This is a genomic window from Caldibacillus sp. 210928-DFI.2.18, assembly GCF_020554505.1.
GTDB classification, from domain to species: domain Bacteria; phylum Bacillota; class Bacilli; order Bacillales; family Caldibacillaceae; genus Caldifermentibacillus; species Caldifermentibacillus hisashii.
The window spans coordinates 1-22,938 of record NZ_JAJCHL010000044.1 but is presented as its reverse complement, the minus strand read 5'-3'; the positions used below and the strand labels follow the sequence as shown (position 1 = coordinate 22,938).

The window sequence follows — 22,938 nt, the reverse complement described above, 5'->3', positions numbered from 1 at the left end:
TAGTACGATAAACATTTGTTTTTAATACACTATTCCCAAGTAGCAGAAAATTATGTGAATTCATCGAAAGATCAAATGTATATATTTCAATCAAAATAAGTACTAAATTAGAACGCTTTATCCTACATTGCCAAAAATGATATAACAAAAAAGTCGCAGATTGGATACTTACCTTGTGCGACTTTTCTTTAAAAAATATATAGTCCGTAGAGGGGCAAGACACAAGTTGTTAAGGGGGGTCCAGAAAGTCAAAAATTAACCGAATTTGTATTGGTTAATTGAAGTGAAGGAGGCGGCGACTCAGTGATAATGTTAGTCGCATTTATCCCTTGCGATCTATCCAATGAAAAAGCTATTCGCTTTTTCAGCTAAGATGCTTATGCTACCAAAGTGTTCCCTGCGCTGCCAAAGCATTCCTTGTCCTTGAAAAAGCTATTCGCTTTTTCTTGGTGCGATGCAAATTCAGGGAGGATTATTCAGAGTCCTCGAAAAATGCTAGTCGCATTTTCCTTCGTGCGATGCCTTTTTCGAGGATGATTGTTCAGAGTCCTGCATGAAGAGCACACATATTCGCCAAAAGCGTCGCGGCAATCAAAAAAGCTTTTATGAAGAATCATCGCGGCAGGGCAGTCACACGAGCAGACGTGAGCAGGCGCGAGAAAACGAGCATTGAGGCGGTCAAAGTCCTTCCTTTAGGGGGTGCGTCCGCCACCGAAACGAAAACTAATCAAAACTATTCTTTTAACAATAAAATTTTAGAAGTTGTACTTTTAGGACAGCCCCGACAAACCACTAGGAAATTATGCGTTAGTACTATAAGCCAGACTATCAATTTTTTTGTTCTTTCGTTTTTAGTGCAAATCGTTTTAAGTCTTCAAATTGTTGTTTTGTTAAACCGTTCTTGCCGAATTGGATGAGCTCTGGGTCATGGAAATCACTGCCACCACTTTTGCATAAATTGTATTTAACAGCAAGGTTTTTGGTTAATTCGTAATCAATTGGTTTCATTTTTGAGTGATTGATTTCAATACCTTGCAGTCCAAATTCAACGTATTTACCAATTTCATTATAATTATCATAGACACATGGATGTGCGAGTATGGCAATTCCTCCATCTCTCTGTATGGCTTTAATTCCTTCTTTTACATCTATATAACCCATTTTCAGATCAGTTTCTTTTGATGTTTTTGAGGCGAAAAGTTCTTTGTATTTCTTAGGAGTCATTTCATCAGGATATTTTTCCTTTAATGCTTGGTATATATTCATTTTAAAGACAATGTTATATTTTGAATATTTCTTAGCGTCATCATAAGTAATATAGTAATTTTTTTGTTTAAGTTCTTTTATTAGTTGTCTATGGTAGTTATCACGTGATATTAGCGTGTTCGTACATAACTTCTCGACATAGTCTACTTTATCTAACCATAAACCAAGGATATGAACTTTTTTGAAAACATCAAAATCATAGCAACTCATTTCTACACCACGAATGGTTTCTAAACCAAGTCGTTCTGCACATGCTTTCACTTCAGGCCAGTGGTTCACTGTATCGTGATCGGTAATCGCTAATGCTTGAATATTTTTTTCCTTCGCTTGTGTTAATACATCTTCAATTTCACATACACCGTCACTGTGATTTGTATGAACATGTAAGTCTGCGTAAATCATTGTATTACCCCTTTCATATGGTGGATCATTCCGTTGTTTTATAAAAATGTCCACCCGTCTCACTCATTTTTCATAGAATCTTTAAATAGTTTTTAAAAAACTTTTATAAAAAGTCGATACATCATAACACTTTAAAAGATAATTTTGAAAACTTATCATACTTTTAAACTGTAGCTTATAAAGCTTCAAATTTTAATAAGCTTATGAATTTGGAATTACTTAAATGATTGCCAATAAGTCGTCTGATTTATTGATACTGACTTTATTTACAGGGACTACATCTAAATAATCGTTACTATTAGTAATAATAATCATGGTGGTTGTATCGTAGCCCGCTTCTTTAATTTTTTCTAAATCAAATTCTACAAGTAAATCTCCTTGTTTAATGCGTTGGCCTCTTTCTAAAGATGAATGGAAGTACTTCCCTTCTAAAGATACGGTATCAATTCCAATATGAATAAGCACCTCAATATCATCTTCTGTAGTTATACCAATAGCATGTCCCGTTTTAAATACAGCACTAACAATTCCATCGCATGGAGCATATAATTTTCCTTCTGAGGGTTTAATCGCTACACCTTTACCCATAATCCCACTTGCAAAGGTTTCATCTTCAACATTCTCTAATTTGATTAGTTCTCCTTTTAAAGGACTAAATAGTTTTTTATATTTTTCACCGATGTTTACAAATTTCGTAGATTCAACTTTATCTTCGCTTCCATCAATAGGATCGTCGAAGCCTAAAATCCAAGTTGCAATAAAGGTTACAATCGAAGAGATGATTAAGGTTACAATCGCTAAAAATAAGAAATTCTCATCTTCAGAAATCCACATTGCTAAACTTAATAATCCAGGAGTAACGTAAATAAAAGCTTTTAATTTAACAATCCCTGCAAATAATCCAGCAACTGCTCCACCAATCATACTAGCATACATTGGTTTCTTTAATTTAAGGTTAACCCCGTACATTGCTGGTTCTGTAATACCGCCCAAAAATGCTGTCATACTGGAAGAAAAGGCCAATGATTTTAAGGCTTTATTTTTTGTTTTAAAGGATACCGCAAGTGAAGCTGCAGCTTGAGCCATGTTTGAACATAATGCAACGACACGAATAATTGGATCAAACCCACGTTCAGCAACAAGTGATATACTTACTGGACTCAATGCTTTATGAATACCGATGGATACCAGCCATGGATAAACCATTGCTAAAATTGGAATAGCGATGAAGCCTCCATGATTGTAAATAAACATACTGCCAGCAGCTACTAAATTTGAGATAAAGTTTCCAACTGGTCCAATGACGATAAAAGTCAAAGGAACACTAAGAATAACAATTAATAAAGGCTCAGCAAAAACTTTAATCATTTCTGGTACAATTTTCTTAGCAAAACGTTCAATATAAGACATAATCCATACTGAAAGAATGGCCGGTACTAATGTTGAAGAATATTTAACTAATGAAACCCCGATTCCTAAGAATTCAACGGGTTTCTCTGCAGAAACTAATGACACCCAATCAGGATGAACCGTTACTAATCCTAAAAATGCCCCTAAATATTGATTGGACCCAAAAATCTTTGCTGCAGAAAATCCAACAAAGCCAGGCATAAAGTAAAAACCTGTATCAAAGATAAAATTCAAGATCATATACGTTTGTGATTCTTTTGCCAGGACACCTAGCATGGTCAGAACAAGTAATAACACTTTTCCCATCCCACATCCAGCAAGTAATGGAATAACAGGAGCAATAGAACCTGTTATTGAACCGATAATTTTATCAAAAACGGATCTATCATCTTTTTCCTTTTTATCTGGTTTTGGGTTAATATTTGCTATTTTAACCAGATCATTATAGACAAGGTCTACATTATTCCCAATTACTAATTGGTACTGTCCACCCTTTTTAACTAAAGACAGAACCTCTTTTATCGCTTTGACTTCTTCATCATTAGCCTTAGATTCGTCTTTTAAGGTAAATCGCAATCTTGTAGCACAATGAACGACAGAAATGATGTTGTTTTTTCCACCGACAGCCTTAATAATTTGTTTTGATAGATTTTCATATTTCATTGTTTTACCCTCCATTATTTATAAAATCTTTATCCAATGAAGGTTTAGCCAACTGAATGTTACTACCCATCAATTCTAGAAGTGTTTTCAATCCATCACCCTCCTTAATAGCTTTCAATTGTTTATTTTAAAATCCTTGCAATATGAATGGTTAAATACAAAATTTCATCGTTATCCAACAAATAACCGTATTTTTGTTCAATGAATTTTTTTATTTTTAGGGAACATAAATAAGGTTCTACGTATTTTTCTTTAATGATTTCTAATAAATCATTTTCTAAAGAATGTTCGGTATTACTAGTTTGTGAAAAAATCCGGTACCCAAAAAATTTCAAATGAGTAATAAATCGATGATAGGCAAGTGATTCTATATCAAAGTCCAATGAAAAATGATATTTAACAATATTGACAATTTGCTGTATGAACTGGGTAATTTCATAAACGTTATGCATATCATCTGCCATTTCCGAACTGACAATATGCATCGCAATAAAACCGGCTTCATCCTCTAACATGGAGATACCTGTTTCTTCTTTAATTAACATTAGAGCCTCTAGCCCAATTTCAAATTCCTTTTTATATAAATGTTTAATTTCCCATTGTAATTTATTTCTTAAAGGAAGACCCTGGTGATAACGTTGGACACTGGAATAAATGTGATCCGTTAGAGAGATATAGATACTATCATTCAATGGTATTTCTAACTTTTCTTTGGCCATATAGATGATTCTTTCCGATAATTTAATAAATTCGATTGGTATTTTATCAATCATTTCAATCAGTCGATTTTGTATAGTCTTCGAGTCTACGGAAAACGTTTTATAAACCTTGCTCGGATCAATGGGATCTCCGGTTTTCTTTTGATAAGCAATACCTTTCCCCATTACAATTATTTCCTTATGATTGCTATCCTTCGTAATAACCACATTATTATTAAGAATTTTCTTTATAATCATAATCACCTCTCCTTTCTGTATATAAATAAAAAAACCTATTTACAGGTATATAAAATATGCCTGTAAATAGGTTTTGTGTAGCGCTGATCCTTGCTATAACAATCCTATCAAGATAAATTTAAGTTTAATTAACTTTTTCAATACAGTTTAAATTTAACATGTTTCTGCTAATTCGTCAACCGCTTACAAAATATTTTTGGTGTATGACACAACAGTGATGTAAAAATTACTTTATTATTATGATTGGTATTTTTAAAAAAGAAAAAAGACCGATATAAAATATAGACGGATGAAAATAAAGTCCGCATCCATTTGTGATTATTTTTACAATTTATTATTTTAGGGGAGGGTTATGGATGAAATTATTCCAGTTTAAAAGTATAAAAGCTAAAATTCTTTTATCCTTTTTGATAATTATTGCGTTAATGGTCATTTTAAGCATATTAAATATGGTATCCATGAACACCATTAACAAAAAAACGGAAAATATTCTCGATCAGCAGTTGGCCTTGTTAGTTATCGACGAACAACTTGCCGAAAATATGGCGTCGAGAGTTTCCTTACTACAGTCTTTCCTTTTATCAGACAACGCGTTATATCGGGAAGAATATGAAAAAGGGATCGATGCGAGTATCGAGCTTGAAAATCGGGCTGTAGACCTATCCGATTCCGATGAGCTCAAGCAGCTGATTGACCGGAAAGTAGAATGGGGGAAAATGACCGATGAAGTTCTTACCCTTTACGACCAAGGCAAGAAAGATCAAGCTATGAAATTAATGATTGAAAAAGTGGTCCCTATTAGTCAAACTTTAATTAGTGATTTTAATCATATGGCACAATATCGGGGAGAACTTATGCAAAACTTGGGACAAGAATCGACCCAAACCGGAGAACAAGTATTTCTGATTGCTATTATAGGTTCACTTATCGGAATTGTGGTTGGTCTCATTTTTGCTTTTCTAAATACTTCATCCATTGCAAAACCACTTAAACAAGTAACGAGCCGAATGAAATTAATGGCGAAGGGTGATCTAAGTTCAAAGCCGTTTGAAACAAATTTACGGGATGAAATTGGTCAATTAATGGTAGCGACCAATGAAATGAACAGTCAAATTCAAACGATGTTAAAAGAAATGGCCCAAGTAGCCGAAACCGTTTCAAGTCAAAGTGAGGAATTATCTCAAGCGGCAAGTGAAGTCAAAACCGGTTCCGAGCATATTGCAGTAACGATGGGTGAACTGGCTTCCGGCTCCGATTCTCAAGCAGCCAGAACAACAGAAATTTCTTCGATAGCAAATGGATTGGTATATACCATCCAGCAGGTTAATGAAGGAGGGATAAAGATCGGGGAAACCTCAAATTCTGTGCTGGAAATGACGAATGAAGGCAAGAGATTAATGGAAGCTTCAACAAATCAAATGTCAAACATTAACCAAATCGTCCAAGATTCTGTGGAAAAAATGGAGCACCTAAACATCTTATCGGGAGAGATTTCGAAATTAGTCGTTGTCATTAAGGAAATTGCCAACCAAACAAACCTGTTGGCACTAAATGCAGCCATTGAAGCAGCCAGAGCCGGAGAACAAGGAAAAGGGTTCGCTGTTGTTGCTGATGAAGTCAGAACGCTCGCAGAACAAGTGGCTGTATCAGTTACCAATATCACAAGCTTTGTTACCAATATCCAAAGCGAAACCCGCTTAGTGGCAGACTCTCTGCAAGCCGGATACCGGGAAGTGGAAAAAGGAACGGATCAAATTATCATGACCAATGAAACATTTCAAAAAATAAACGACATGGTCACACATATGGTCAAACGGGTTGAAACAATTACATCAGACTTAGCAGCCGTTACGGAACGAAGTCATGAGTTTAATCGTTCAATCCAGGAAATTGCCGCAGTAACCGAAGAAAGTGCGGCCGGTATTGAAGAGGTTGCAGCGATGACCCAACAAACAAACAGCTCAATAGAAGATGTAGCGATTAGTTCTGCTCAGCTCGCCCAACAAGCAGAAAAACTTAATAATATGGTTCAACGTTTCAAACTGGCTGGCTAACCCTTAAAGCCAATTGGACTGTCCGATAAAAAGAATCCCCTAATGGGTGAAGCCTTTAATTATCAAAAAATCGACACCTCCTCCTATCTATTAAAAACACGAACGGGGCTGCCGTAAGTCAAAAAAATGACTTTCCGGACAACCTCGTTTGCTTATTTAGATGCAAATTTTTCAATGATTTTATCCATATTTAACTGACTTGTATCCGACACGAGATAGTCTGCTTCATGCAAGTGTTCAGAATCACCTACTCCGACAGAAAACATCCCAGCTCGATTAATGGCTTCGATGCCTGCAGCAGAATCTTCCACACCAATACAATCCGCATACGCAAATCCAAAATAATCTGCAGCAACAGTAAACGTTTCAGGATCCGGTTTTCCTCGTTTTACTTTTGCAGCATCAACCATATAATCAAAGTAATTTGTCAATCCAAGCCGATCAATCACAACCGGGGCATTTTTACTTGCCGAACCGAGGGCAATTTTTATCTTATTTTCTTGAATTTCTTTTAGTAATTTTTCTATCCCCGGTAAAATATCTTTTGGTGTAATTTGATTAATTAATGTTTTGTAATATTCATTTTTTTGTGTGGCCAACTGTTGTTTTTCTTCCATTGACATCGTTAATAGTTCGGGTTTTAAAGCTAAAATTTTTTCTAATGAGTCCATGCGACTAATCCCTTTTAATTTTTCGTTAAATTGCCTGTCAATGGTTACACCGAGTGATTGGGCCAGTTGTTTCCACGCCAAATAATGATATTCAGCTGTATCAGTTATCACGCCGTCCAGGTCAAAAATAAATAGTTTTGGATATTTCGTCATTTTTTCTATTCCTTTCTTTTAAAGATTCATTACTTTTTTCCATGTAGGAAAAACTTTTCTTTATAATGGTTTTACACTGTCTCGTTCAATAATTTTATAATCAACAACAACCTGCTTTCCTTTCGCGCGACCTTCCATAATTTCTTGAAGATGAAGTGCTGCTTGTCTACCCAATTCAAAAAAGTTTTGCTGAACAGTGGTAATCGGCGGTTGGGTAAATTCCGTTATTGGAATATTATCAAAACCGGTTACGGAAACATCTTCCGGAATTTGTAAACCTGCTTCTTTGATTGCTTTCATGACGCCAATTGCCATAATATCACTAAATGCAATTATAGCTGTTGGTCGATGTTTTTCCAAATACTTTTTTGTCTCTTCATAGGCTGCCTGTTCCAAAAACTGCCCGTATAAGATATCCTCTTCATGTAATTGGAGACCAAAGGCGGCAAAGGCTTCTCTTACACCACGCAATCGTTCATTGTTAACATAAGCCGCTTTTTTACCGGCCATAATTGCTATCCTACGGTGATTTTGTTCTAATACCAACTCGGTTATTTTGCGACTTGCTTCAATATTATTAATCGATACATTTCCGATCAATGGTGTATGATTATTTAAATGGAAATCGATGAGTACGCAAGGGATATTTGTATTAATCAACTCTTTAAAATATGGATCGTCCGTTCGAATTCCTTGTAAGATAGTACCGCCAATATTTCGTTCTCGACAAAATTGTGCATAACTTTTCCGTTTCTGTTTATTTGAGTCAATTAAATAGATGGCCAACTCATACTCTTTCTCCTCTATGGCTGTGTATACACCTTTAAAAACCTCAATGGAATTCACGCTATCTTTCTGGCTACTGTCTAAAATTCCTGACGTGATTAGGCCAATCGTTAACTGTTTTTTAGAAGATAGATTTTTTGCGACCAAATTTGGCGTATAATTCAATTCTTCAGCAACTTTTAATATCTTTTGCCTGGTTTTTTCGCTAATATCGGGATAATTATTGAAGGCTCGCGATACCACGCCGATTGATACCCCCGCCCTTTTCGCAACATCTTTAATTGTTGCCAATGATAACACCTGCTTTCCTACTAAAAATTTGGCAGTTTTATATATAAAATGGAACTCTTTATATCCTCATTAAACCCGTCCTTCGCCAATCTTCCTTGATAATGTCATGCAACCAAAGATGTTTATATAAATCATCACCCTTCAAACATGTAGTTATGGTTGAAGAGGAATGTCCACTACATCCGTACATACGTATTCCTTACCAAACACGTCAAAGGATAATTTCTCTTGTCTTTCCGCTTTTACAATCAGCTTTTCATGATTTGCATAAATCGTAACCGGTTGACCTTGCCATTGCATTGTAAATTGAATATTAAATTTATTGAACGTACCATTAACAAATAAGTTTCTGACTTCTTTTAAATAGGGTTCTTCTGTGGCTGAGCGTAACCCCATGTATCCATTGCCGAGATACATGATTGATTCGCATTTTCCTAATTTGTCCGGTGAAAAGGCTGTTTCAGAAATAATCCATTTTTCAAATTCACCTTTTCCCAATGTGTAATTTAACATAAACAAACCTCCAACGAAAACGTTTTAGATTTTAGGTATATGAATTGAAACAATTAAAGTACTATCTGATCAAAAACGTTTTAGATTTTAGGCAAAATCAAAACAAGATTCGTACCATCTTACAGAAGTAAATAAATCAATACAGTATTAGTACTATCTAACCAAAAACGTTTTAGGTCAAACAATAATAATACCATCCCTCCGAAAACGTTTTTGTCATGTACAAAAAAACTAAAACGCTTATTTTTTATTCTCAAATCGTTTTTGTCTGAGTTAAAAGTATAGCCTCTCTGACCTTTTGTGCAAAAACGTTTTTGTTAACCGCTTACAAACACATTTTATACCCTTTGTAGCCATCCGTCAACAATTATTTTTTATTTTCGTAGCAAAATCGGTATTCGAATTTCGACAATGGCATCTAATTAACTGGTTAAAGATACTCATTTTTATGGGACGCAGGGCAGTTAACCATTTCGTAATTTTCAATGAATTTTTCAGAAATTGATTTACTTTCCCCTCATGTCTGTTTAAGATTAAGGTAAAGATAAATTTGGTAAAAGAGTTTATACTAATAACAGGAGGGATTCTTTATGAAAGACTTAATCGATCGACTTTTTACATTAGGGTTAGGTATTGCTGCGGTAAGCAAAGAACAAGCAGATAAAATTATTGATGAGCTCGTGGAAAAAGGAAATATGGCAAAGACGGAAGCTACCGATATTATCGATGAATTAATGAAAAAAGGAAAAGAAGCACAAGAAAAATGGGAAACTACAGTGGAAGAAAGAATAAACCAAGCGGTGCAAGAAAGTAAACTTGTATCCAGACAAGAATTTGAAGAATTAAAAAAGCGGGTTGAAGCTTTAGAAGAAAAGCTGTTAAATAAAGACAACGAATAAAAGTAAACCTTTAAATCAATCGGAAAATTGGCTTCCAGTTTTGCTTCAATGAATTACCCAAAGCGGGGAGATTTTGTGACCACTAGTGCAATATAAATATAATACTTTAATGTCATTCGAGGTGGAATAAATGATTGGAAAACGCTTGAAGTATGCCCAAAGATATCAAGAAATCCTGACAGCCCTGTTGAAAAACGGGCTTGGTTTTGTCGTCAAAGATTTAGGATTACTTGGTTTTAAAAGAAAGGCTGAAGCGGATTCCACCATGTATTCCAAAAGCATCGCTGAACGGATCCGATCGGTTCTTGAAGAATTAGGACCTACCTTTGTCAAACTCGGGCAATTGGCTAGTACCCGAGTTGACCTCATACCTGAAAACATTATTAAAGAGTTGGAAAAACTGCAAGACAATGTAGCACCGATTCCCTTTAGTGATGTTGAAAAAATTATCGAAAAGGAACTGGGGCAACCGGCTAATGATTTATTTTTAGAAGTGAATGATCGACCGATTGCATCGGCTTCGATTGGCCAAGTCCACTATGGCAAACTTCCCACCGGACAAGAGGTTGCTATTAAAGTCCAACGACCAAATATTGAGGAAAAAATTGACATTGATTTACAAATATTGAGTGATCTAACCAATCTCATGGAAGAAAAATTGGAATGGGCCAACAATTACCGTATCTCGGAAATCGTAGAGGAAGTATCAAGATCATTACGACTTGAACTTGATTATACTGTAGAAGCATGGAACGGTGAAAAGATTGCACGCCAATTGAAGGAACATCCAAATTACATAATCCCTTCGATTCACTGGGAATATACAACCAAAAGAATATTAACGATGGATTATATTTCCGGCACCAGGCTTCGTGATTATGCAAAAAACGCATCAGAAGCTGAAAAAAAATTAGTTGCTAAACAATTTGTTGAATGTATGTTTCAACAAATTTTTATCGACGGCTTCTTTCATGGCGACCCTCACCCCGGAAATTTGTTCGTCCTTCCCGACAAACGAATGGCTCTGATTGATTTCGGTATGATTGGACGCTTATCACCGAGTATGAAAAATGATTTAGCCTCCGTGATTATCGCTTTGAAAAACAGGGATATAAACGAGGTTATTTTTCTTTTTTTAAAACTAGGTCAAAGCTCCGAGCCGATTGATAATGATCAAATCTATGCGGATATTGAAGTTTTAATTGAAATGAATATGGACATTCCCTTACAGCAAATTAGTCTGGCTAACTTGATAAATAACTTAATGGAAATTTCATTCAAATATCGGGTTCGGATGCCGGCTGACCTGACAATTCTCGCTAAGACATTACTAACAATGGAAGGGATTCTTTCCCATCTAGATAAAGATTTATCAATTATCGATATGGCACAACCTTTTGGTGAAAAACTGATTCGTGAACGTTTGAAACCATCAAAAATTATGAAAGAAACCCGGAATAAGCTTAGGGAGATTCAAACATTTCTAACCCAATTAATGAAATCGGGTAGTTCGATTACGAAGGATGGCAAAATCCATGTGGAAATTTCTGTCCCGGAAGTGAAAAATTTATCAAAAAAATTAGATCGGGTTACGAACCAATTATCGTTTAGTATTATTCTCCTTGCTTTTAGTATTATGATGGTCGGTTTAGTTGTTGGGGCCTCAATATCAAATGTAAAAACGTTTCTTTGGAATTTTCCTGTTGTAGAAGTCGGCGGGGTTGTTGCAACTTTAATGTTTCTTTGGCTGCTTTTTTCAATTCTTAAGCATGGAAAGTTTTAAATAAAGGTTCCGAAAAAATCTTGCGGGGCTCAGTTAAATATCTAACAAACCAATTCGCTGGTTCTTACAATGAGAGTATTAAGTACCAACTGTTCCAATTAACCAATCTGCAGTTTCGGACAAATTTGGGTCAGATAAAGGTCAGGTGATGGTACCTGACCTTTTTTTATACGTTAAGAAAGTATAAATTTCCAGCAAAGAAGCGAATTCGACGTAGTTGGAAATTTTAAGAATTAAGTATAAGTGCTCTTGCGGCTTTGCCATCGCCTAAAGGCTCGGCAATCGCCGAGTTTTCTTTATTTCATATAAAAGAAAGAGCGTACCCATACCTGATCCCGATGAGACTAATCTTTCACGGTATAACGAACCAAAATATTTTGCCCATGTTCATTTTCATAATATTCAATGGTAACCGTTGTATCTTCTGCAATTTTCTCCCATTCGTCAGTTGTGTCCGGATCAATTTGTAAAGTTAAATATTCTTCCCCATCTTTTACTTCAATCGTGTGAGGATCAGCCAAACCTGTATAAACCACATCTTTTTTAATTAAATCTAAATCTTCCTCATCGGCAGTCAAACCGTTTTCATCAGTATTGCTTGTCCCATTCTCCTCATCAGTTTCAGATCCGTTTTCATTTTCATCAACCGAGCCGTTTTGGTCATTTTCTTTGTAGGTATTATCTGTTACCTTTTCTTCAGCAGTCTGTTCATCCTTTTCGTTGTCTTTTGTTTCTGCAGTTCCACATGCACTTACAAATCCAATGAGTATGATACTTATCAAAAGTGACAACCACTTTCTTCCTTTCATTTTCCCACCTCACAATAGAGTTTGATGCTCCAGAGGAAAAGAATAAGTTTTTTAATATCAATTGTCAAATGCAATATCAGTAATGACGGTTACATCATTGTGCAATTTTAAAACAGAAGCCGGGAAGCTTTCATCAATTTCGTCCGATAAAAGCCGTTTGAAAGCCTCCATTTTTGCTTGTCCGGAAACGAGCAATAAAATTTTTCGACTCTCCATAATTGTTTGAATACCTACCGTTACTGCATGGGTCGGTACCTCATCCATTGAAGAGAAAAATCGAGAATTGGCCTTCCGGGTACTTTCTGTTAATTGGATGATATGGGTTCTACTGGAAAAGGATGTGCCCGGCTCATTAAAACCTATATGCCCGTTTTGACCAATTCCTAAAATTTGCAGATCAATTCCACCCTTTTCCTTAATTAATTCTTCATATCGTTCGCATTCTTTCATCATGTCTTCTGCTTTACCATTTGGAATAAATGTATTTTCCGGCGAAATATCAATATGATTAAATAAATGTTGGCGCATGAAATATAGATAACTTTGTGGGTGACTACCTTCAAGACCGACGTATTCATCCAGATTAAACGTACAAATTTTGCGGTAACTCGTTCCATTTTTCGCATGATCGTCAATCAATTCATTATATAATCCAATCGGAGTTGATCCGGTTGCCAGACCAAGTACTGCATTTGGCTTCTTTTGAACCGTTTCAATGACAATTTTTGCTGCCCTTTCACTTAACTCCTGATAATTACCCACATTTATAATTTTCATTTGTAGAATTCACTCTCCTTTAAACGCAATTCCCCCGCGACAGATCGTTAAAATTGGGTCATATTTTTCATTTAAAACGACAAGATCAGCATCTTTTCCTGCCTCAATAGAACCTTTTCGATGGTGCAATCCAAGTTCTTTTGCCGGATTCATTGTCACCAATTTGACCACTTCCGGTAAGGTTAGGTTGGCAAATTTCATTACATGTTTGACTCCCTGATTTAACTTTAAAATACTTCCGGCTAACGTACCATCTTCCAAGGTTGCTTTCCCGTCTGAAACAAAAACCTTTTGACCGCCCAGCTCCGATTCCCCATCCGGCAGCCATTTTGCACGCATTGAGTCAGTAATTAAAACTGCATGGTCTAAGTCCTTTAAACGAAAAACAAGATCAATCATTTTTGGATGAACATGAATACCATCAGCAATTAATTCCACTGTTAATTCCTTAAGTAATAAAGCCCCTCCTGCAGTTCCGGGTTCCCGATGGTGCAGGCCTCTCATACCGTTAAAAAGATGCGTGACATGACTGGCTCCTGCTTCAACTGCCGCCACTACATCCTGAAAATTCGCATCACTATGACCGATCGATGCAATGACTCCGTGTTTGGCAAGATGTTTTACTAAGGCAATTCCATTTTCTTGGTCAGGAGCCAAGGTCACAATCCGGATCGTATTTTGAGCGAGTTCTTGCCACTCATCAAATTGGCTCGAACTTGGTAGTAAAATAAATTCTTCCGGTTGTGCCCCTTTTCTTTTCGGATGGATAAAAGGTCCTTCCAAATGGATGCCGATTATCTCCGCTTGCCCTGTTCGATTTTCAGTAGAATGAATGAACTCACCGGCATTTTTCAGGGCTGCTTCAATTGCTTGCTTTGATTGAGTCATCGTTGTTGCAAGAAAAGCCGTTGTGCCTTCTTTTACTAAATGTTGTGCAATCTTATTCAACGCATCAGGTGTCGCATCCATGGCATCTGCTCCCCCGGCACCATGAATATGCACATCAATAAATCCCGGAACGATCGTCATCGTTTTTGGATAGCTCAAAACTTCACCTGAAAATGAAGTTGGCATGTTCGATACGGGACCGACCTCTTTAATTTTTTCACCCTCTATTAAAACATAATGGTCCTCCCTTAGTTCTTCACCGATACAAACCGTTCCTGTAAGAATGTATTGCATATGATTCACTCACCTTTACAAATAATTTGACTGAAAAAAATGTTAAATATCATATTGATTTTTTAAAATGCGCGTTCAAAAGGAGGGTAAAAAGATTTAGCAAGTTAAGTAATATATCATTTTAAAAATAGCATGCTGACGTAGTATTGAAAGTAATTTATCCTTGAGTTGTTGAGATTCCGCTTCACTTTTTCCATTCCTTGCCTGCATCTACTTAAAGTAATTTGTTCACGACTGCTTTTGATGTTAAATCTTTATTTTTTGCAGACTCCTTGGCAGTTTGTTTAAAATATTCCACATAAAGAATATCTAATAGATATAGTTGTGAAATTTTTGCAGTCAGGCTGCCGCCTTGTAGAGGGCCTTCATCAGCAGCAGTAATGAAAATTACATCACTATAAGTTGTTAGTGGTGATTTAGCATACCGGGTAAGAGCAACAATTTTCGCATGTTTATCTTTTGCAACTTTCGCCAATTCAATTATATCTTTCGTTGAACCTGAATACGAAATGATTATCGCAACATCGTTTTCCGTCATTAACGCCGCATTCATCATTTGTAAATGAGAGTCAACAGAGCACTCTGTTTTATTGGTTATTCTCATAAATTTATTTTTTGCATCCAAAGCGGTAATTAATGACGAACCAACGCCGAAAAAATAAATCCGGTGAGCCTGTACCATCCAATGAACCACTTTTGCTATTTCTTCTTTTTGGATAAACTGGGATGTTTCTTTCAATGCTTGAATATTTTTTGTTAATATTTTAGAAGATATATCCTCAAGTGAATCCGTTAACGAAACGTCATTATAAAGACTGATCATATCCTGTTCACTTGATAAACTGTGAGCTAACACAATTTTAAACTCTTGGTATCCTTTTAAGTCCAAACTTTTACAAAAACGAAATATGCTGGACTCACCGACATCACAGGCGATAGCTAAATCGGTAATCGACATGTACATGACATCTTGCATATTTTTTAATATATAATCAGCTACCTTTTTTTCCGTATTTGTAAACGTATTGTATCGCGATTTTATTAGTGAAAAAATATGAGTAGCACCCAACAAAAAATCCTCCTAATTGTGAGTTTCCCGGGATTCCGAGACCGCTTGAATAAATCTTTTGGTTATTTCCATTGGTCGAGTAATAGCTGATCCAACTACTGCAGCATGAACACCTAATTCCATGATTTTCTTTAATTGATCGGGACTTGAAATACCGCCTTCAGCAATAACAGGATTCGGACAATCTTGAACAAGGCTTTTAATCATTTGATAGTTAGGTATTTCCTCATTTTTTGTATAGCCAGTATAGCCGCATAATGTGGTTCCAATCCAGTCAAAACCTATTTGAGCTGCTAACATTCCTTCTTCATAAGTAGAACAATCCGCCATAAATAACTGATTTGGATATTTTTCTCTTATTTTTGGAAAAAATTCTTTTATCGTGGTTCCGTCCGGCCTTACTCGATCTGTAGCATCTAATGCGATTACATCTACTCCTTCATTGACTAGAAGTTCGATTTCCTTTATGGTCGGAGTAATAAATACCTCACTGTTTTCATAATCTTGCTTAATAATTCCAATGATGGGCAGGTTGACATTTTTTTTAATTTCACGTATATCCTCCAGGCCGTTTGCTCGTATTCCTTTTGCGCCTCCCAACATCGCCGCATAAGCCATCCGCCCCATTATATAGGGACTGTGTAGAGGTTCTCCCGGCAGTGCTTGGCAAGAAACAATTAAACTTCCTTTAATTTGATCAAAAAGCGCTACTTCCTTCTTCAACCCAGACATCTCCAATTGTGATTTTGTTTTTTAGTTATATATTATCTTGTGAAGTAATTTTCAAATATAGTATAACATAGAAGTAGTCGATTTTAAAAATAATTTCCATGTTTTTTATTTTCTTTGGAAAAAATTTTTACCATATTGCTTCAGTGAGTGGGAAAATCACATCCCACTAATTGATGGTTGAAAGAATTGGAGGCAAGTGAAAACCTCGGTCACGACATTTTACAGGCAAGCAGAAAATCCCACTCCCACCTATCCTCTTTGTAGTCCGCTTGGTGTCGAGGTGCTTGACTACGACTCTTTTCTTGATGGGGGATTTCTTGACTTGCCGTAAAGTTAAAAAAATGATTACAACTCTAATCGTTGTTCAATTTTATTCGTCTTTCTCTTTAAAGTTTCAACTTCTTTAAACAGAAGATTTATATCTGATTTTGTCTCTTGGTTTTGGATTCTCATTTCTTTTCGAATGTCTGTAAAATTTTCGGAAAATAAGGTAGTATGATGCTTGATTAAATTTTTTATTTCCACTTGGCCTTCTTCTAACTTATCTAGACGGCCATCGACTTTATCAAATCGTTTGTCCATGCTGATTAGACGGCCATCCACATCGTCAAACCGTTTATCCATGCTATTCAGACGGCTATCCACATCGTCAAACCGTTTATCCATGCTATTCAGACGGCCATCCACATCATCAAACCGTTTATCCATATTGTTCAGACGGCCATCCACATCGTCAAACCGTTTATCCATGCTATTCAGACGACCATCCACATCATCAAAGCGTTTGTCCATGCTGTTCAGACGACCATCCACATCATCAAAGCGTTTGTCGACCCCATCGAAACGGCTATTCATTTCATTTCTTAATGCAACCATCTCAGACATCATTTGTTTTAATAACTCTTCCATGTAATCTCCACCCCACTAACCCTTCATACAATTTTTCTAAATAATACTTTGGTTACGAATCAAGGATGATAGTAGTATGTCCGTGGAAAAGTTCCACAGTTGTTTGCATTGTATACCATTGATATACAACAAACATTTGTTCTATAATTAGGATATCTGATTAAGAATAGAAAGTCAACCAATTTTTATAATTTTACCGCAAATTTTACCATGCTTCTATTCACCCCATTTTCGAGGACTCCAAAGTGTACCTTCTAATTCACCTTCCATTTGCTCAATCCGTTTTGTTTGTTCATTAATAATATTTTGTATGGCTTTTATCAATACCACTTCATTAAAATCTGTACTTTGATTATAAATTTCCTGCAGTTGCTTAAACAGCCACTCTTGTTTTTCCATTTTATCCTCCCATAACATAATGGTTTTCAAAAAGTGAAGCTTCCATTCTCCACTTCTACAACGGTCAATCATACATATCATCAAACACCATTTGTAATCCATCAATTGTATTGCGGTTTTCTTCAATTAAATCCACGGCATATGTAAAAATTCGGGCATTTGGTGAGTCCGGATTTTGATCTATGAAATTTTTCAACTGGGCAATCAGCCATTTTTCCCTTGTAGCGAGACTAAAATCATTTTCCATTGTCAATAACTGCCAATATTTAATCAATAAATCCATTTTTTGGTCTTCTTCCAAGTAACCGAATTGGAAGATTGTAAGTGGTCTCAAATAGATCATACCGGTTTTGTGAGCCATTGCTTGAAATGGTTTTGTTAATTCATTAATACTAAATAGTTCTGTACCACCGGCTTGATATTCACGTTCTGCGACACCAATCATTAACACCAAGCCAAATTCTTTACCGTAAAGTGCGTTTCCTCTTTTTCCATAAGCAAATCCCGCCTCCAACACAACATCTTGCCACTGTTTTAACAATGGCGGCGAACTATACCAATAGAAGGGGAATTGAAAAATAATTCGATCATGCTCTCGTAATAAAGCTTGTTCTTTAGCAACATCAATTTTTCCATCAGGATATTGAGCCTCTAAATGATGAACAGTTATTTTATCATTCCCTTTCAGTGAGCTTAAAAAATATTGTTGACTACCCGAATTGATTAAATCAGGATGAGAAACAATCAATAATGTTTTCATATCCTTTCCCTTTCCTTCATATTTTGTCATAATTGTATCATAGTTAATTCTAGGAATATAATTATGGAAATCTGTTTGAACATTACTATTGGAATTATCCAGCTAAAGTTGCAAATCCTAAAAAGGGAAATTTGTATCCATGCAAATAACAAGGAGCTGTCCCTTATGAGAAAGAAAGTATCCATTTTTTTATGTTTTCTATATGTCGTCTTTATGGCAGTCGTTGCTGTTCAATTATTTTTGAAAGATAATAACTCTGATGCGCTTATTGCACTTGGTGGAGTTGCTTGTGGTCTTATTCCACTCTTAATTATTTTACTGACAAAATTTGAATTAAGTTTGCAGATAATTATTTTTTATCTCGTATTTCTTTTCGGATCGCAATTTCTTGGTTCTCTTCAAGGATTTTACCGTAACGGTTGGTGGGATAGTTTTATGCATCTCATTAGCGGTATTTTAATCGCATTTTTTGGTTTTGACCTCTACAAAAGGTTATTAAGAAAAGATAACATCAGTCATCTTTCACCTTGGTTTGTATCCTTGTTTATTTTATCGTTTGCTGTATTTGGCGGTGTTCTTTGGGAAATATATGAATTTACGATGGACAATTTGTTTGAAATGGGACTTCAAGGCGGGGGAAACCGTGACACGATGACCGATTTGATTACAGATTCATTAGGAGGACTCATCATTGCGATTTGGAGCTTCTTTAAGACAAAAATACTCATAAAGTGAAACTTCCATCAGTAGTTTTTTCCCGCTGATGGTTAGTTGAACCAATCGGGCATTTACGGGCAGCCCACCTATCTTCTTTGTAAACTCGAATATCTTGAGGGTGGAGATTTTACTGCCCGTTAAGGTGAGATAAAAGAAAGATAGGAAAAATATCCTTTTTTTTAAAAAAAATGTACTCAAAAAGAAGGAATTTTGTCCTATTTTGGCGAAATTAATACGCTGACAGAATTTTTATAATTTTTATTCATATTTTAACGCGTTTTTCGTTTATTTTTCAAATTCTGAATATAAATTATGGCCATTCAACCATCGATTTGTTTTTTGCAAAGCATTCCCAGTGCAAAAAAACAAAATAATCATTCTTTTAAACCTTCTAAAATTAAGTAATTTGTTTGGAAAAGGGGGAAATGTAGAATGTTGAAAGAAGATTATTTGATAAACGGGGATACATGTGCCATTCTGTCAGATTTTGATAATTATGGAAATGAATATTCTATGGTTATTGAAGGGGAACAAAAATTTCTGGTCATGAAGCCGCCAAATAAAATTGTAGAAGACTCGTATATTTTTAGAGGATTTGATCTAAATGGAGCGCGGAATGGCGCCCGGTTTATTTTGAAAAAAAAGAAAAACGTTCCGGTTGTCTACTCTCTAGATCCTGGGATTATATTAATTCCCTGCAAAACACCGGATCGAAGAGGGAAAATTTGGCTTATCAATTCACAAATTTGTGATATTAAACCATTGAATGATGAGTTAACAACTGTACATCTGTTTGGAGGCCATACGCTAACCGTAAGTATGAAATGTAAAATTCTCCAAAATAAAAGAATACAATGCTCATTTCTGCTATTGACCGTCCTCGAACGTATTAATATAGATAATTTGAAATTTTATCTCTAAGTGCATGTAAAAATACGGGCAAAAATTTTCTGGGAGCTAATTAATCTGAGTGGGTGAGGTATGTCTTTTCACGAAGAGATAGGATCGAATTAAGTAATCAAAGAAAGGGGTTCACAATTTAAAGTAACAGACTCTGTATGCGTTTCATTTTGGTATGTAGGGTCTGTCACGTTTCAATGTCATTGCAAAATTTTCCGCAACAAGCGAATTTACATCTTTGCTGGAACATTTTTAACGTAGGACAAAAACGGCAGAAAATGTGGGATCAATTGACTTATGATTACCCGAACCGCGTTTTATGGGACAAAACTGGCAAAAATTGGGAAGCCACTGGAAAAGTGCGAAATCATCTTGCTAAACACCGTATTTAGATGTATTTCCGGGTTTTATCATACTATATATTGTGTTAGTAATTCTTTTTAAATGACGGACAATGAAAAAGATTGAAGTAATAACAATGAATGTAAGAGACACACTACAAGCTGAAGAACTTGGGGTTGACAGGGTAGAACTTGTCAGTGCAATGAAAGAAGGTGGTCTAACCCCAAGTTACGGAACAATAAAAAATGTCTTGGCGCATGCAGAAATTCCGGTCCAAATCATGGTGAGGCCACATAGTTATAGTTTCGTGTATGATCAAAACGATTGGAATACGATAAAAGAGGATATTTTAGTGATTAACAGCCTTGGAGGCAATCGGATTGTCTTTGGTTGTATTACGCCAACCGGAGCAATTGATGAAAGCTTACTTTTGAAAGTAATTGAGCTTGTACCTGATTTAGACATTACCTTTCATCTTCCTTTGATTCCGTTTCTTCGCAAATTGAAGCCTATAAAATTTTATCAAAATATAAAAAGAATGTGAAACGGGTGTTAACTTCTGGCGGGAGACCAACAGCCTTTGAAGGTTCCAATATGCTTAAAAAACTTGTAACATTGTCCCAGGAAATTAACGGACCAGAGATTTTAGTTGGTGCAGGAGTCACCCCGGATAATATTGCCGACCTTGACGCTCAGATCCATGCAAACGAATGGTTTCCAATTAGAAGGAATGAGGACAACTCAACTCTCTCGGAAACAACGAATTTAACACCAAACTTGTTTGAAATAATCTTTCACCATTTGGTTGGTGGAGTTCTTACGCTGATAAAGAACCAGCTTATTGACGAGATATCAGACTATTGAACGTTATAATCCATCAACTATGAGTATGAGCTTATCTCAATGTCCATGGGCCACATTCCGTAATACATAAGTAGTTGTTCTTCTACATAACCGCTTGAATCAATAAAATGACCCACCTTGGTCCGCATTGTTTAGAGGCGTGGTGGGTTCTGTAAATATTATAATAACTTTTTTAGTGCCAGTGTCAATAAAACAATCTGACTTCCATCGAGAGACCAACAGTCTTTGAAGGTTTCAATATGCTTAAATTGTCATTGGGGCTGTCCTAAAAGTACAACTTCTAAAATTTTATTACTAAAAGAATAGGTTCGGTTGATTTTCGTTTCGATGGCGGACGCGGGCACGGCCTCAGCTGCTTCGTCGCTCGTTTCCTCGCTCCTGCTCACGTCTGCTCGTGTGACTGTCGCTATCGCTTTCGTCACAAAAACTTTTTCGACTGCCGCTACGCTTTCGTCGAATATGTGTGCTGTTCCGCAGGACTCTGAATAAGCTTCCTTGAATAGGCATCGCACGAAGAAAAAATGCGATTAGCATTTTTTGAGGGAGTCGCCGCTACCTTCACTTCAATCAACCTATACACTTTGGTTTAATTTTTGACTTTCTGGACAGTCCCTAACATCAATTATACCCATCTAGTAGTAATTACTTTTTTCTGTGTGTAGAATTGGAGTCCGTCTTTGCCATTGGCATGGAGGTCTCCATAGAACGAGTCTTTCCAACCAGTGAAGGGGAAAAACGCCATTGGTGCTGGGACACCGATGTTTACACCAAGCATACCGGCATCAATGTTTTCCCTAAATTCCCGCACACTTCCACCATCATTTGTAAAAATACAAGCACCGTTTGCAAATCGTGACTGATTGGCAAGTTCAATCGCTTCATCTAAGTTATTTACACGGGCAATTGATAGAACAGGAGCAAATATTTCATCTTGCCAAATTTTCATATCCTTCGTTACGTTATCGAGTGCTAATGCCTCATATCAATTCCCTTTTCTTGGACTGAATACTCCATATCCTTTTTTTATTAGAGTTTATAGGTGCTAATACATCAAATCATTTCTTTTTCCTTGGATCCATACTCTAAATATTCAACCCCTGCACCGTTTATAGTGCTAATGCCTCATATCATTTCTTTTTTCTTGGAAACAAGTTTAAGAAGCTTTTCATTCTCTCTTTTGAGGTAAATGTTAACGAGCGATTTAAATCCCCTTCATATTGAAGGATTGCAACTATCCATTCGCATGAAAATGGTGGAATTAGGGGCATTTGAGCAAGAAGGTTTTGAAAAACTATTGAGGGAAGCCTATGAAAGAGGGTACTTGTCTACGATGAAAGGACTAGACAATGCACCTTCTTTTTTTAGCGTGAATGATAAATACAAAAAACGGAGTAGATTTGAAAGGATTTAATGACAATGAAGTAGAAGTATTATATAAGAGAGATTCGTCTTTTGTCACAGTTGACGGTTGGATTGAGGATGACGGAAAAATTATAATTGTGTTGGAGGAATACAATGAGTGATAAATATAAGCCTTATGAACACACTAAGGTGGAAAGATACCCCAATGCCAAAAAGAAAAGGGATTACAGTTGGTAAAGTTGACTCTGAGAAACAGAAAAAATTTGAAG

General features: G+C 36.1%; 21 protein-coding genes and 2 pseudogenes. 8 read left to right on the top strand and 15 right to left on the bottom strand.

The window, feature by feature from the left end; genetic code table 11:
• Positions 1 to 828: 828 nt before the first annotated feature.
• From LIZ98_RS10510 to licT, 3 genes are all read right to left on the bottom strand, one after another.
• Entirely contained in the window at positions 829 to 1,668 is an 840-nt protein-coding gene (locus LIZ98_RS10510) for a PHP domain-containing protein (protein ID WP_034772752.1), read from the bottom strand.
• Between the two features lie 219 nt (positions 1,669 to 1,887).
• Complete coding sequence (locus tag LIZ98_RS10505; RefSeq protein ID WP_227139700.1) at positions 1,888 to 3,741, bottom strand: PTS beta-glucoside transporter subunit IIBCA; 1,854 nt, start codon at positions 3,739 to 3,741, stop codon at positions 1,888 to 1,890.
• Between the two features lie 122 nt (positions 3,742 to 3,863).
• Positions 3,864 to 4,697, bottom strand: coding sequence for a BglG family transcription antiterminator LicT (gene licT / locus LIZ98_RS10500; protein ID WP_227139701.1), 834 nt, complete (start codon positions 4,695 to 4,697; stop codon positions 3,864 to 3,866).
• 356 nt (positions 4,698 to 5,053) lie between these two features.
• Here licT and LIZ98_RS10495 point away from each other — a divergent pair, with 356 nt between their 5' ends.
• Complete coding sequence (locus LIZ98_RS10495; protein ID WP_227139702.1) at positions 5,054 to 6,751, top strand: methyl-accepting chemotaxis protein; 1,698 nt, start codon at positions 5,054 to 5,056, stop codon at positions 6,749 to 6,751.
• Between the two features lie 152 nt (positions 6,752 to 6,903).
• On the opposite strand, the gene pgmB is transcribed toward LIZ98_RS10495, so the two are convergent.
• From pgmB to LIZ98_RS18190, 3 genes are all read right to left on the bottom strand, one after another.
• Entirely contained in the window at positions 6,904 to 7,575 is a 672-nt protein-coding gene (gene pgmB / locus LIZ98_RS10490) for a beta-phosphoglucomutase (protein ID WP_227139703.1), read from the bottom strand.
• A 60-nt stretch (positions 7,576 to 7,635) separates the two neighbouring features.
• Positions 7,636 to 8,652, bottom strand: a complete 1,017-nt coding sequence (locus LIZ98_RS10485) for a LacI family DNA-binding transcriptional regulator (RefSeq protein WP_034772761.1) — start codon at positions 8,650 to 8,652, stop codon at positions 7,636 to 7,638.
• Positions 8,653 to 8,805: 153 nt separating this feature from the next.
• On the bottom strand, positions 8,806 to 9,165 hold the full coding sequence (locus LIZ98_RS18190; RefSeq protein ID WP_034772763.1) for a glycosyl hydrolase family 65 domain-containing protein: 360 nt from the start codon (positions 9,163 to 9,165) through the stop codon (positions 8,806 to 8,808).
• Between the two features lie 590 nt (positions 9,166 to 9,755).
• Here LIZ98_RS18190 and LIZ98_RS10475 point away from each other — a divergent pair.
• Both LIZ98_RS10475 and LIZ98_RS10470 read left to right on the top strand, forming a co-directional pair.
• Positions 9,756 to 10,064, top strand: coding sequence for a phasin family protein (locus tag LIZ98_RS10475; protein ID WP_034772764.1), 309 nt, complete (start codon positions 9,756 to 9,758; stop codon positions 10,062 to 10,064).
• A 130-nt stretch (positions 10,065 to 10,194) separates the two neighbouring features.
• Positions 10,195 to 11,847, top strand: a complete 1,653-nt coding sequence (locus tag LIZ98_RS10470) for an ABC1 kinase family protein (protein WP_227139705.1) — start codon at positions 10,195 to 10,197, stop codon at positions 11,845 to 11,847.
• A gap of 344 nt (positions 11,848 to 12,191) precedes the next feature.
• Here the strand turns inward: LIZ98_RS10470 and LIZ98_RS10465 are convergent, their stop codons facing one another.
• The 8 genes from LIZ98_RS10465 to LIZ98_RS10430 form a co-directional block, all read right to left on the bottom strand.
• The gene (locus LIZ98_RS10465) at positions 12,192 to 12,656 is read right to left on the bottom strand and encodes a hypothetical protein (protein WP_227139706.1); all 465 of its coding nucleotides are present in this window, start codon (positions 12,654 to 12,656) and stop codon (positions 12,192 to 12,194) included.
• Positions 12,657 to 12,713: 57 nt separating this feature from the next.
• Positions 12,714 to 13,433, bottom strand: a complete 720-nt coding sequence (nagB, locus tag LIZ98_RS10460) for a glucosamine-6-phosphate deaminase (protein ID WP_227139707.1) — start codon at positions 13,431 to 13,433, stop codon at positions 12,714 to 12,716.
• Between the two features lie 9 nt (positions 13,434 to 13,442).
• Positions 13,443 to 14,615 (bottom strand): N-acetylglucosamine-6-phosphate deacetylase, encoded by a 1,173-nt coding sequence (gene nagA, locus LIZ98_RS10455; protein WP_227139708.1) that lies wholly within the window; start codon positions 14,613 to 14,615, stop codon positions 13,443 to 13,445.
• 214 nt (positions 14,616 to 14,829) lie between these two features.
• Complete coding sequence (locus LIZ98_RS10450) at positions 14,830 to 15,684, bottom strand: MurR/RpiR family transcriptional regulator (RefSeq protein ID WP_043988083.1); 855 nt, start codon at positions 15,682 to 15,684, stop codon at positions 14,830 to 14,832.
• Between the two features lie 12 nt (positions 15,685 to 15,696).
• Positions 15,697 to 16,407 (bottom strand): N-acetylmannosamine-6-phosphate 2-epimerase, encoded by a 711-nt coding sequence (locus tag LIZ98_RS10445; protein WP_375293579.1) that lies wholly within the window; start codon positions 16,405 to 16,407, stop codon positions 15,697 to 15,699.
• 354 nt (positions 16,408 to 16,761) lie between these two features.
• Entirely contained in the window at positions 16,762 to 17,325 is a 564-nt protein-coding gene (locus LIZ98_RS10440) for a hypothetical protein (protein WP_227203042.1), read from the bottom strand.
• Positions 17,326 to 17,541: 216 nt separating this feature from the next.
• On the bottom strand, positions 17,542 to 17,724 hold the full coding sequence (locus tag LIZ98_RS10435) for a hypothetical protein (protein ID WP_034772833.1): 183 nt from the start codon (positions 17,722 to 17,724) through the stop codon (positions 17,542 to 17,544).
• Positions 17,725 to 17,788: 64 nt separating this feature from the next.
• Positions 17,789 to 18,484 carry an NAD(P)H-dependent oxidoreductase gene (locus tag LIZ98_RS10430; protein ID WP_227140254.1) on the bottom strand — a complete coding sequence of 232 codons (696 nt, stop codon included), beginning with the start codon at positions 18,482 to 18,484 and terminating at the stop codon, positions 17,789 to 17,791.
• A gap of 165 nt (positions 18,485 to 18,649) precedes the next feature.
• Between LIZ98_RS10430 and LIZ98_RS10425 the strand changes: the two genes are divergently transcribed.
• The 3 genes and pseudogenes from LIZ98_RS10425 to LIZ98_RS10415 all read left to right on the top strand — a co-directional run bounded on the left by LIZ98_RS10425 (position 18,650) and on the right by LIZ98_RS10415 (position 21,307).
• Positions 18,650 to 19,219 (top strand): DUF2238 domain-containing protein, encoded by a 570-nt coding sequence (locus tag LIZ98_RS10425; RefSeq protein WP_227140255.1) that lies wholly within the window; start codon positions 18,650 to 18,652, stop codon positions 19,217 to 19,219.
• A gap of 414 nt (positions 19,220 to 19,633) precedes the next feature.
• The gene (locus LIZ98_RS10420; RefSeq protein ID WP_227140256.1) at positions 19,634 to 20,122 is read left to right on the top strand and encodes a competence protein ComK; all 489 of its coding nucleotides are present in this window, start codon (positions 19,634 to 19,636) and stop codon (positions 20,120 to 20,122) included.
• A 433-nt stretch (positions 20,123 to 20,555) separates the two neighbouring features.
• Positions 20,556 to 21,307 (top strand): annotated as a pseudogene (locus LIZ98_RS10415) (copper homeostasis protein CutC).
• 622 nt (positions 21,308 to 21,929) lie between these two features.
• On the opposite strand, the pseudogene LIZ98_RS10410 reads toward LIZ98_RS10415, so the two are convergent.
• Positions 21,930 to 22,271 (bottom strand): annotated as a pseudogene (locus tag LIZ98_RS10410) (aldehyde dehydrogenase family protein); the annotation flags it as partial.
• Between the two features lie 222 nt (positions 22,272 to 22,493).
• Here LIZ98_RS10410 and LIZ98_RS10405 point away from each other — a divergent pair.
• Both LIZ98_RS10405 and LIZ98_RS17970 read left to right on the top strand, forming a co-directional pair.
• Positions 22,494 to 22,718 carry a hypothetical protein gene (locus LIZ98_RS10405; protein WP_095142760.1) on the top strand — a complete coding sequence of 75 codons (225 nt, stop codon included), beginning with the start codon at positions 22,494 to 22,496 and terminating at the stop codon, positions 22,716 to 22,718.
• The gene (locus LIZ98_RS17970) at positions 22,705 to 22,830 is read left to right on the top strand and encodes a hypothetical protein (RefSeq protein ID WP_255602316.1); all 126 of its coding nucleotides are present in this window, start codon (positions 22,705 to 22,707) and stop codon (positions 22,828 to 22,830) included. The genes LIZ98_RS10405 and LIZ98_RS17970 overlap by 14 nt, the downstream gene beginning before the upstream one ends.
• The last annotated feature ends 108 nt before the right edge of the window (positions 22,831 to 22,938 follow it).

Bases quoted from the DNA above. Each gene is read 5' to 3' on its own strand.
- LIZ98_RS10505 (WP_227139700.1), bottom strand. From the start codon at position 3,741: ATGAAATATGAAAATCTATCAAAACAAATTATTAAGGCTGTCGGTGGA.
- LIZ98_RS10475 (WP_034772764.1), top strand. From the start codon at position 9,756: ATGAAAGACTTAATCGATCGACTTTTTACATTAGGGTTAGGTATTGCT.
- LIZ98_RS10510 (WP_034772752.1), bottom strand. From the start codon at position 1,668: ATGATTTACGCAGACTTACATGTTCATACAAATCACAGTGACGGTGTA.
- LIZ98_RS10405 (WP_095142760.1), top strand. From the start codon at position 22,494: ATGTTAACGAGCGATTTAAATCCCCTTCATATTGAAGGATTGCAACTA.
- pgmB (WP_227139703.1), bottom strand. From the start codon at position 7,575: ATGACGAAATATCCAAAACTATTTATTTTTGACCTGGACGGCGTGATA.
- licT (WP_227139701.1), bottom strand. From the start codon at position 4,697: ATGATTATAAAGAAAATTCTTAATAATAATGTGGTTATTACGAAGGAT.
- LIZ98_RS10425 (WP_227140255.1), top strand. From the start codon at position 18,650: ATGAGAAAGAAAGTATCCATTTTTTTATGTTTTCTATATGTCGTCTTT.
- LIZ98_RS10470 (WP_227139705.1), top strand. From the start codon at position 10,195: ATGATTGGAAAACGCTTGAAGTATGCCCAAAGATATCAAGAAATCCTG.
- LIZ98_RS18190 (WP_034772763.1), bottom strand. From the start codon at position 9,165: ATGTTAAATTACACATTGGGAAAAGGTGAATTTGAAAAATGGATTATT.
- LIZ98_RS10465 (WP_227139706.1), bottom strand. From the start codon at position 12,656: ATGAAAGGAAGAAAGTGGTTGTCACTTTTGATAAGTATCATACTCATT.
- nagB (WP_227139707.1), bottom strand. From the start codon at position 13,433: ATGAAAATTATAAATGTGGGTAATTATCAGGAGTTAAGTGAAAGGGCA.
- LIZ98_RS10430 (WP_227140254.1), bottom strand. From the start codon at position 18,484: ATGAAAACATTATTGATTGTTTCTCATCCTGATTTAATCAATTCGGGT.
- LIZ98_RS10435 (WP_034772833.1), bottom strand. From the start codon at position 17,724: ATGGAAAAACAAGAGTGGCTGTTTAAGCAACTGCAGGAAATTTATAAT.
- nagA (WP_227139708.1), bottom strand. From the start codon at position 14,615: ATGCAATACATTCTTACAGGAACGGTTTGTATCGGTGAAGAACTAAGG.
- LIZ98_RS10440 (WP_227203042.1), bottom strand. From the start codon at position 17,325: ATGGAAGAGTTATTAAAACAAATGATGTCTGAGATGGTTGCATTAAGA.
- LIZ98_RS10495 (WP_227139702.1), top strand. From the start codon at position 5,054: ATGAAATTATTCCAGTTTAAAAGTATAAAAGCTAAAATTCTTTTATCC.
- LIZ98_RS10420 (WP_227140256.1), top strand. From the start codon at position 19,634: ATGTTGAAAGAAGATTATTTGATAAACGGGGATACATGTGCCATTCTG.